The 9,470-nt window shown below is 36.9% G+C and carries 15 protein-coding genes; all 15 read left to right on the forward strand.

Annotation, left to right across the window (positions count from 1 at the left end; translation table 11 throughout):
• A partial coding sequence (locus FAX86_RS22345; protein WP_164503708.1) for a hypothetical protein occupies positions 1–558 on the forward strand: 558 nt, incomplete at its 5' end.
• A gap of 79 nt (positions 559–637) precedes the next feature.
• Positions 638–991 (forward strand): hypothetical protein, encoded by a 354-nt coding sequence (locus FAX86_RS21670; protein WP_144395592.1) that lies wholly within the window; start codon positions 638–640, stop codon positions 989–991.
• Positions 992–1,537: 546 nt separating this feature from the next.
• On the forward strand, positions 1,538–1,981 hold the full coding sequence (locus FAX86_RS21675) for a hypothetical protein (RefSeq protein ID WP_144395593.1): 444 nt from the start codon (positions 1,538–1,540) through the stop codon (positions 1,979–1,981).
• A gap of 63 nt (positions 1,982–2,044) precedes the next feature.
• Positions 2,045–2,317: a hypothetical protein gene (locus tag FAX86_RS21680; protein ID WP_144395594.1), complete on the forward strand. Its 273-nt coding sequence runs from the start codon at positions 2,045–2,047 to the stop codon at positions 2,315–2,317.
• Positions 2,318–2,435: 118 nt separating this feature from the next.
• Positions 2,436–2,984, forward strand: a complete 549-nt coding sequence (locus FAX86_RS21685) for a zinc metalloprotease (protein ID WP_144395595.1) — start codon at positions 2,436–2,438, stop codon at positions 2,982–2,984.
• Between the two features lie 357 nt (positions 2,985–3,341).
• Positions 3,342–4,037 (forward strand): HNH endonuclease, encoded by a 696-nt coding sequence (locus FAX86_RS21690; RefSeq protein WP_144395596.1) that lies wholly within the window; start codon positions 3,342–3,344, stop codon positions 4,035–4,037.
• A 201-nt stretch (positions 4,038–4,238) separates the two neighbouring features.
• Positions 4,239–4,832 carry a hypothetical protein gene (locus FAX86_RS21695; RefSeq protein ID WP_144395597.1) on the forward strand — a complete coding sequence of 198 codons (594 nt, stop codon included), beginning with the start codon at positions 4,239–4,241 and terminating at the stop codon, positions 4,830–4,832.
• A 93-nt stretch (positions 4,833–4,925) separates the two neighbouring features.
• Positions 4,926–5,252, forward strand: a complete 327-nt coding sequence (locus tag FAX86_RS21700; RefSeq protein ID WP_144395598.1) for a hypothetical protein — start codon at positions 4,926–4,928, stop codon at positions 5,250–5,252.
• A 124-nt stretch (positions 5,253–5,376) separates the two neighbouring features.
• The gene (locus FAX86_RS21705; RefSeq protein ID WP_144395599.1) at positions 5,377–6,168 is read left to right on the forward strand and encodes a hypothetical protein; all 792 of its coding nucleotides are present in this window, start codon (positions 5,377–5,379) and stop codon (positions 6,166–6,168) included.
• Positions 6,169–6,284: 116 nt separating this feature from the next.
• A complete protein-coding gene (locus FAX86_RS21710; protein WP_144395600.1) occupies positions 6,285–6,767 on the forward strand; it encodes a hypothetical protein in 483 nt (160 codons plus the stop codon).
• A 155-nt stretch (positions 6,768–6,922) separates the two neighbouring features.
• Positions 6,923–7,435: a hypothetical protein gene (locus FAX86_RS21715; RefSeq protein WP_144395601.1), complete on the forward strand. Its 513-nt coding sequence runs from the start codon at positions 6,923–6,925 to the stop codon at positions 7,433–7,435.
• A gap of 30 nt (positions 7,436–7,465) precedes the next feature.
• On the forward strand, positions 7,466–7,630 hold the full coding sequence (locus tag FAX86_RS22350) for a hypothetical protein (protein WP_164503709.1): 165 nt from the start codon (positions 7,466–7,468) through the stop codon (positions 7,628–7,630).
• A 13-nt stretch (positions 7,631–7,643) separates the two neighbouring features.
• Positions 7,644–7,853: a hypothetical protein gene (locus FAX86_RS21720; RefSeq protein WP_144395602.1), complete on the forward strand. Its 210-nt coding sequence runs from the start codon at positions 7,644–7,646 to the stop codon at positions 7,851–7,853.
• Positions 7,854–7,871: 18 nt separating this feature from the next.
• Positions 7,872–8,519, forward strand: coding sequence for a hypothetical protein (locus tag FAX86_RS21725; protein WP_144395603.1), 648 nt, complete (start codon positions 7,872–7,874; stop codon positions 8,517–8,519).
• Positions 8,520–8,675: 156 nt separating this feature from the next.
• Positions 8,676–9,278, forward strand: coding sequence for a hypothetical protein (locus tag FAX86_RS21730; protein WP_144395604.1), 603 nt, complete (start codon positions 8,676–8,678; stop codon positions 9,276–9,278).
• The last annotated feature ends 192 nt before the right edge of the window (positions 9,279–9,470 follow it).

The following is a 9,470-nucleotide window of genomic DNA, read 5'->3' on the forward strand; positions in this document are numbered from 1 at the left end:
ATGGGTAAATTACAAGTGGCCAAAAAACACATAACAAGTAAAGGCATCATCGCCCTTCGGGCTGGACGCGCTAACGCGCGCCGCTGCTTTGGGCGTTATGAGCCAAATATGAAAGCATTGATGTTTTTCGTTCTTTTTATTATATCGTCACAAATAATGGCAGACGAAAATTATTTGCACTTCAAATTAGATAAGTGGAAAAGTCCTTCTTATGAAGTATTTGCAACTGAAAGAAGTGTGAGGGTAATATACTTTAAAGGTGGACTTTCCGAAGCTAAAGATCCAAACTCTAGGCGGTGCGAAGGTAAAATTTCTCTTTTAAAACTAGACTTGTTTTTGAAAGAACTTAGGATGAAAAAGATTGGAACTTGGAAGTCAGTGTATGAAAAGAACGAGCCGGGACTTAGAGTGTTGCATGGTACAAGCTGGCTTCTTGAAATCAAAAACAATAAGTTTTCAGCTAAGTCATCGGGATATGCGGCTTTTCCTGAAAATTTTAAAGAAGTGTCAGAATATATTAAATCTATAGAACAAGAAATATGTAAGCATGACTCATAACAATAAAATGTTGCGAATTCATTACTCGCGAGCTCGTAATGAACCACAAATTTAGGCGTTATGAGCACAAAGGGACTGCATGAAAGATTTAAGTTTAGGTTGCGCGAATAGCTATCCAGTTCATGCTACTTATATTTTCAAATTTGGCACCGACGTTCTTACTATTTGTGACCATGATTTTGAACCAGCAATTGACATCCATAAACCATCGGAAAATGGTTGGTATGGATTTTGTCTACAATATCACTGTCATGAACCTTGGAATGATTTAGAGTGGGAAATAGAAAACCTAGAAGAATTAATTGGATTGCTGGATGATGGTATCAAGCAGGTTGAAGAGAGTTTTTTTAGCAACGCTAAATGTGAATTGTTGCTAGATTTTTTGATTCGAGCTAAAAGTAGTAATGAAAATGTTTCTATTACAAGAGAGTAAGGTTGCTCATAACCAGTTGCAGGAACGAATACGTCGTTCAGCAAGACGTTAACTTCCAAAGATATGAACAAGATAATTAGTAGAAAATTATTTATTGTCGAAATAGTGGTCTTGTTATTGCCGTCCATTTTTCTTTTTCTTTGGGCTGCAGTAGTCGCAATTGCCACTGCCGGTCCGGTGTATGGGCTAGTATCTACGGTTGCTTCTATTCTTTTAGTTGGAACTAGTATTTATTGTCTTTGCTATATTGGAGTAATATTCATACGTAAAGGCGCTGAAGCGATATGTAAGATAAATAGTTTTGTTTGGGTTTTTCTCATTCTTGGTGTCCTTTATACTTTTTCTGGATTACTATTTTTGGGGTTATTCTTAGCTGACGAGCACTTAATATTGCAATATTTAACATTTTTTCGTTTTGGCTCTTTTGGAGTGCCACTGCTCTTTCCGGCACTACATTTGTACTTGGAATCTACTCGTAAAATCGAGTTAACAAGCTGCTGAATTCGATAAACGAATTAGCAGAGCGTTAGCTACTAAGAGATTTGCATGGATTTGAAGTTGAACTTTGACACTCCACAGCATGGATGGTTACCTTGTGAACTTAGGCTGGGTGATCGCTTTGTTGAATTTGAAGCGTCTGATGTTCCAAACAATCCAGTAAGCGATCTTGTCGATAGTCTTTGGAAAGGTATAAGAGGCGAAGCTTCAGAAGTTTGGTGGCATTTAGAACCAGCGGGATATTATTTTTTGATGGAGCCTAAAGAGAGTGAGCTGCTGTTTAAGCTTCAGTTCTCACCAGATTCCACAATTGCAAAGAGGCGAACAGTTTTTGAAGCATCGCTTAACTTAAAAAAAACTTTAATGATGTTTTGGCGAAGTGCTAAGAAAACAGGCTCATTTCCTGTCTCCGACACTGACTGGCCGGGTATAGGTGATAAAGACATGAATGAACTAAAACTTAAGATTGGTGAACTAGGTGAAAATAGCTAACCAGACAAAGCAGCATATGCGCACTACGCAATTCTGCTTGAGGTGTAATGTGTAAAGGGCAATATGGAGTTTAATGAGAATTATGGGGTATATGTTTGTCCTCATGTATTTAATAAAGAGTCGCCCGTTTTATTAGGTGTTAGAGACCCTGAAGGTGATTGGCAGTTTTTCTGTGGTGATGAGAATTGCCCGGAACACTCAAAACCACATCTTATAGGTATTGGTCATTTAACCCAAACTGATCCCAAAATTAATGAGCTAACCTTCTTAAAGCCAGGTTATTTTGCACAAAGAATTCACGCTAATGCTGACTGGGAATATGGCGAGCTAGAGTAATTTACACATAACAAATCAATTAAACAATGGACGCAAAATAGCAGGCTTGCGCTTATTCTTCGCTTAGTTTAGCCTGCTATTGGTCTTTAGTATTAAATGTCAATTAAAGAACAAGGCAATGAAAAAACTCAACCAAATTAAACTCTTTAAAATTTTTGGAATACAAGTCTATATACACTGGACTTTAATCCTTTCGCTTTTAGTTGTCGGGGTATTGGGATTTGATAAGCCTCTCCTCGGCTTTTTTATAATGGGGACTTTAACCATCTTGTTTATACATGAGCTAGGACATGCTTTTCTAGCACACAGGTATAATTTAGACGTTCAATATATTTCTCTTAATATTTTTAATGGTGTCTGCGTTCATGAAGAAGCCGACACTGAATTTGTCAATGCAATGATTGCTTGGGGTGGAGTTTTTGCTCAGGTCTTGATTGCAGTTCCTGTAATTGCAACTCATTTGTTACTGGGCTCTAATATTCGAGATGATGTTGAAATGATTTTGCTTACATTTGGGTATTTCAATTTACTACTGATTGTTTTGAACTTGTTGCCCTTAAAGGGTTTTGATGGAAGCTTGTGTTGGAAAGTAATTCCGTTACACTTTAAGTACGGAAGAAAAAAAGCTAAGGCGAAGAAAAAGAATCATTTGAAGTCAGTAAAATAGATATATAATTAGTTCTTTATCTGCTTCTGGTGATGGTTATGTGGGAGTAGGCGACTAATTTCTCCGGAAATATAAGTTCTCCCAAATTTCAGTCAATGTTTATTCATGCGAATAATTACCACTAACTTACACTTCTTTCAAAATACTCAATAGTGTTTCAAATTACGTTAAAAACATCTCTGAATATCCCTTCTAGCCCCTTGAGTTCGTTGTGACGCCCTCCTAGAATGAAACAGTTCACAGGAGAACTGTTTCAATGTAGAAGCTTATCTCGAGATTAATATAGAATCAGCGTAAAACTCAGCATTATAGAGAGTTACTTTTAAGTGAAATATGCGAGTAGGCTAGAGGAGTATTATGCGAATAGGAATTTATTTTTTAACCCTAATTCTTTCATTATCAACATCTGCGCATAGCGGTCGTACCGATAGTTCCGGTGGTCACAATTGTAGCGCAAAGTCGAAAGCAAAGGGCCTATGCACTGGTTATCATTACCACAATGGTGGCGGTCATCTCACTAAGCCAAAAACATACCCAGTTGATTCACCGAAAGTCGTTGGCCCCTATACGACTCTATACAATCGTTCAGATTGGCCGCATTGGATTGATGAAGATCATGACTGCCAGGATACTAGAGCTGAATTATTGATAACTCAATCCAAGCTACCTGTTAAATACCGGAACTCAAAGAAGTGTTCGGTTGTAGCGGGGAGTTGGTATGATCCATATTCTGGAAAAACATGGATTAAAGCATCAGATGTCGATATTGACCATATTGTTCCGCTCAAATGGGCTCATGGTCATGGTGCTCAAAGTTGGAGCAAGAAGAAAAAAAGGGAATTCGCAAATGATTTGGAGAATTTACTAATCGTTGAGGATTCATTGAACCAATCGAAGGGCGCAAAAAGTCCCGATGAATGGATGCCTCCTAATCATACTTATCGCTGCGAGTATGTAGTTAAATTTGATGCAATCGTTTCTAAATACCAATTAAAGTACATTCCAAGTGAGGCACGAATAATTAGAAAAATGTTATCGAAGTGTAATGATTAATTATTTTCAAAAGAATCTAATTTATTCATGTGAGCATTTTCTTACAAGACCACGGGTTGAATTTCCTACATAAAAATATCTTTATTGTACTAATCTGTCTTGTTATTAGTGCCATTTCTGCTTTTATCTTAAAGCGGAAGTTGAGTGACATTGAAATATCAAGAAATCAAATACTCTGACAATTAGTTAAGGATATGGATAGTGAAAGATATTACTAATTGGGAAATGCTGTCTAAGTTTCCGAAATTAAAAATAATCAATTCAATGTACATTTGGCTAATTATCGTCCCCTTAATGGCCAAGTTTTTTGCTGAAGTCGGAGTAAACCAAGACCATAAGCTGATTCTTAAAATGTTTGAGGCAACTGTAATTCTAGACTTAAAACTACCATTTTCGTGGGTAGCATTTTATCTATCATCCGTGTGTTTCGTCATAGCAAACATATTGGTTTTAGCTCTGTGCCCAAAGATATTCAAAGAAAACGATAACTTTGGAGAATTTAAATCTAAAGGACGAGAACTCGGTAACTTAGTAAGTTACGTAAGCGACTCAACCGACCCTGAAGAAAAAAAAACTAGTCAACGAAAAGAAATTATAAAAGAAGTTCGGGCTTATATGGATGAAGGCTCATCATCTACTGAAATAGAAAGCATGGTTTATCTTGATCTTTGTAGTCAACTTAAAAGCCAATCAGCAGGACTCAGAACAACAGTGTTTGTTTTTTACGCTTTTGGTTTCATACTTTTGGCATGGGTCTTTCTAGAAAACTTTAAATATGTAGTTACAAATATGTAAATAGGGAAAATTACGGCTCAATATTGTCTGCTTTTGGCCGTTTAATCCCATGAATAGCATAGTAAAATATAACTAAAGATAGGATGCACGATTATGAGAATGCAGCTTTTTAAAGTCTGTTTTATTGTTGTTTCATTAACTCTATCTAGTTGCAATAAACCTCCTAAATCTATTCAGGAATGTGAGAGTGCCTTTAAAAAGCTTTCAAAAGGTAAAGTAATTTCTGTTTCTTGGGCATATAAAAAAGACTATGGAGATTCAAGGGAGCATTATTATAGGTGGGGAAAGGGAGAAAATGAAAATGGAATTAAAACTACTCAGGGTAAAGCTTCTGGATCATGTGTTATCCACAAAAGATCAGGTAAGGGCTTTTTAACTCTAAATGGTAAAGATTTAGGTGGCTTTAAAGCTAAGCTTTGACGTGGCGTCGATCAAATTAATTATTTGGAAAAAATGTCCGCTTTTGGCTGACTTCGGTAAATGTATTATAGTGGACAAGAAAAAAACCAATAGATAAGACTGACTTCGATATGAGGTAACTAGTATGAAAAATATTGTTCGAAAAATTTGGCCACTTTCAATGCTGTTTATTATCTTTACATCAATTCTAGTAATCGATTTATATTTTTCTTTTTGGTCAAACATTAGTTTTTGGGAAGGTGTTTTGGTTGAGCTTCATGGGGTTATAGTTGAAATAGTTATTATTTATTTTATAGTGGATTTTATCCTGGCGAAAAGAGAAAAGGAAAAATGGAAGCCTGTTATGGATTTAATCCTATATCGCATTGAACGAATAGAAGGCTGGCTTTTAGTTGGATTTAAACATGTTACTGATATGTCTAATCAAAGTGTTGCTGGGATAGGTAACGCAATCAATTTCATATACCAAAACCAGAAAGCATTAAATAACTTGATTGACCTCAATGGCGCTGGACTTGGGCCGGAAATTGTTCCTCGTCTTATGGAAATACGTGAGGTAATCGAGTCTTTAGTAATGAAGTTGGAGTTTCTATACATCGGATATAAAGATACTAAGCTAGAATTCGATTATATTACTAGGTCGCCACTTATTGAGCTAAAAGAATTGAATGGCTACTTAGAGAGTTTAGTCGCAGAGTTTGACTATCATTACCAAGAAGATCGCCAGCCACCCACAATAAAAGAGCTCTCTGACCCGTGGAGGAGATTTATTGAAAATAACCATAATTTTCATGATACACCAGAAAGTTTTAAGTCTAGCAAGAAAAAAATGCCATTCTGTTTTGATAAGAGTATTGTTCAGGAACTCAAGACCCTAACCCCTGGTATGCAAGTTAAAATATACAATTACTCTTGAGAGCTGAGTTGGTATTCAGATTAAATACAGTATAATTTGTAATGTCAGCTTTTGGCCGTTAGGCGACAGTTAAAATGAAACAAAATAGCGAACTATTAATATAGGGTATTACCTTAATGAGTATAGATGAAGAAAGGAGACTTTATATTCGTCGACATTTTTCAATTGAAGATATATCTCAAGCTTTGTCTTTTCTTAAGCTCGTAGATAGCGTTGATAACAAAGATGTGAGGCTTGCTCTCGAAACTGCAGCAGTGATTTCTTATTCTCGTCCTTTCTCAGGGAATAATGAGCATTTATTTGCAACTAGTAGACCGTCTCTGAGTTTTTGTGAAGAGAAAAGAAAGCTACATGAAAAAATTCTTAGATTAAGACATGAAGTGTATGCACATTCTGACTTGCAAGCGAAAGATGTTTTTTTTGATTGGGATTTGGTAGGTGAATTTCCAGTTGGCCAGTATTACAATCCGATGTGCGATTTTCATTTGCTACTAATACCTTTTAAAGAGCTGTGCGAGAATGTGTTAAGGAATCTGAAGCATCATCAGGCACATTTTAAAAAAAAATACCAACACTTGAATAAATTTAGACGGCAATAAGAATAAACTTGATTATAAAGATTATTTTATTTCCAGATATAAAGTCTTGCTCTAGATAGCGACGAAATAACTTATTCTTGATGGTGTGTATGATTTCAAATAGTGGCCGATAGATGAGGGTTAGATTGAATCAAAACAGCGAAGAGGATAGATAGATGCCTGATACAACCCATATGGAGTATACCGCCGAGGATTTAATTGCGCATAAGTTACAAAAGGCCAATCTGTTGGTTGCCAAACCAAAATTTGATCGCGAGGGATGCGATTTGCTTGTATTTAAAGAATTAAAAGACGGAGTGAAATTTTGTCGGATTCAGTGTAAAGGAAGAACGGTAATAGAGAACACATCGTCCGTCGAAATTCCCAAACAATATGTATCTCCTAGTTTAATCGTCTTTTTATATGTCGAAGACGGTACTACTAATAGCGATGATTCTGTTTTTATATTTAACAGCACAGATATCGAAAAGTGGAATTATGATCAGGAAAGAGACATTTACAAGCTCCATATACCAAAAGACATTACGGGATTGAGTTTTAATAAACTTGATAGTGGAACAATAAGGCTGGTTGAATCTGCGATTAAGTCAGCTGAAATACATGGCGATTTCAAAAGAGTTATTCATGGGCGAATGGAGAGCGAGCTATCAGGGTTTCGCTCGAATTGAAACAAGATAAAGAAAACATAGGTGAAGTTCATGTCATTCGATGATAAGACACTTGATGAAATGTACACAGAGTTGGAGCGTGTCGAGCGCGAACGTGATGCTAAGGGCCGAAATCATCCAGATTACCCTTTAGCTGAAATAATGGTCAAGAGCATACAGAAATCAATTGATAAGAAGAGAAATCAAGATAAATAGGAGTAGATAATAAATGTTTGATGAAGAAGACTCGGTAGAGGATCGAGTGAAATGTGACATAGAAATTGATTGCGCGAATGGAAAAGCTGTTGCTTGGGTTTTAAGAAATCTTGCAGATAAGTTAGAGCGCGATGAACTCGATACTGGATGGCACGATGTTAAAGTTCCAAATGGAGATGAGGTAGGAAAGCTTTACCTTGATTTTTATGGAATTATTGAATGAATCAAAATAACGAATTTTATGAACTCCGAGCAAATAAAGTATATAGCAGAGGATCTTGAGTATTTGCGAGATGGCTGGAGTCCTGATATTAACGAGCCTGACATCCGTCGTGGTAGTGCTGTTCTTCGTCGATTGTTGGTCGAGTTTGCTTATACCCAAGCCTGGAAAGCAGCTGGCTTCGAAAAGCAGCCAAAGGTAATAGCGGTTGATCTCGATTCAATTTTGGGTTGTGTTGACGATTCCGATATCATTTGCTCCCTTGCTTGGGGCGCAGAATTTAGAGGTCTATATATGTCAACGCCATGCGTTAACAGAGGAAGTTTCGCGTTGGGTAGTGCTTCGCCGCCGATGCGAAAGAAAGGTTTTCCCGGAGAGCGTGAGTTTTATTTGAATGAATTTGTTGAGTCGACATCGGGTTTGGCGAGCGGAACCAAGGTAAATCGTCGCGAGGTAATCAAGTACGTTGCCAACGTCAAAGGTGGTGTCCATCTTAGTTCTAAACGAAGAACAGATGAAAAAGCTCTGATAAAAAAACTCGAGAAGTTCGAGCAGAAAATTTCAGCCCATACTACCGACGGGATACTAGTTGAAATAGTTTCAATCGCTCAAGCTATCGGGATGTCTGAAGATGCCCACCAGCTAATTGAGTACGCAAACAGAATTTAACTATGGGACGGCCTTTTCTCTGCTATGTTCCGAAAAGCCCACCGGTGCGATTAGCGTTATGCAATATTCACGAATGGATTGCTCAATATTTACCTAACGTAAAATAGACTAATGAGATATTATACCGCCAGATTATACTAGCCCGAAAGATTCACAATGTTATACGTTAGAAAAACCTTAGTTTTGTTTATGTTCCTCGTTCTTATTGGTTGCTCAGGAAGTAACTCCGAGAACTCTCCTAATGAAAATGACCCTGTATGGAAAGAAATATCAGGAATTTGGGAGTGGAAAGGAAGACCTGATCATTTAGATCCTTATTATTATGCGATTTCAAATGGTTTTATGAGGTACTATTCGGGTTACCAAGATTGTTATGGGCTTCGAGAGGAATCGCTTACACACATATCCGACTCGGTATTTGAAGTATCGTTCTTGTTCGAAGATTACTTATTGGAATACGTTTACACATTACAAATCATAGGAAATGATTCTGAGCTTGATTTTGAAGAAGCTGATTTTCCAATCGAGGGCTTTTTCATTTATGAATATTGGATTGAAGATTCAAAATTACATTCTCATCTTAAGTCCATAGAAGTGGGTGGGATAAACTATGAAGCTTACAACGAAGAAGTTGTTGTCTACAACAAAGTTAAAGTCAAAGAATCAAAGTTGCGACCATTGTGTGAAGGCAGTGACACTCCTTCTAAACGTCTTCCTTTAGAAATCAGAATATTAAATAAATCGAAACCAATTCTCTAGAAACTTACTTGCTTTTGTCCGGACAGAGGTGTAGTATTTTTAAGTATGTTGGAGTAATGCACTTTAGTTAACGACTCCACAAATCAATTTGTAAAAACCCGTCTTCATGGCGGGTTTTTTTATGCCTGTAAAAAAGTGAACTCAATGCCCGAAAAAGATCCGAATTTATGGTCGGCGATGCAAGACTATGCC

The sequence above is a fragment of the Pleionea sediminis genome (assembly GCF_007570825.1).
Taxonomy (GTDB): Bacteria; Pseudomonadota; Gammaproteobacteria; order Enterobacterales; family Kangiellaceae; genus Pleionea; species Pleionea sediminis.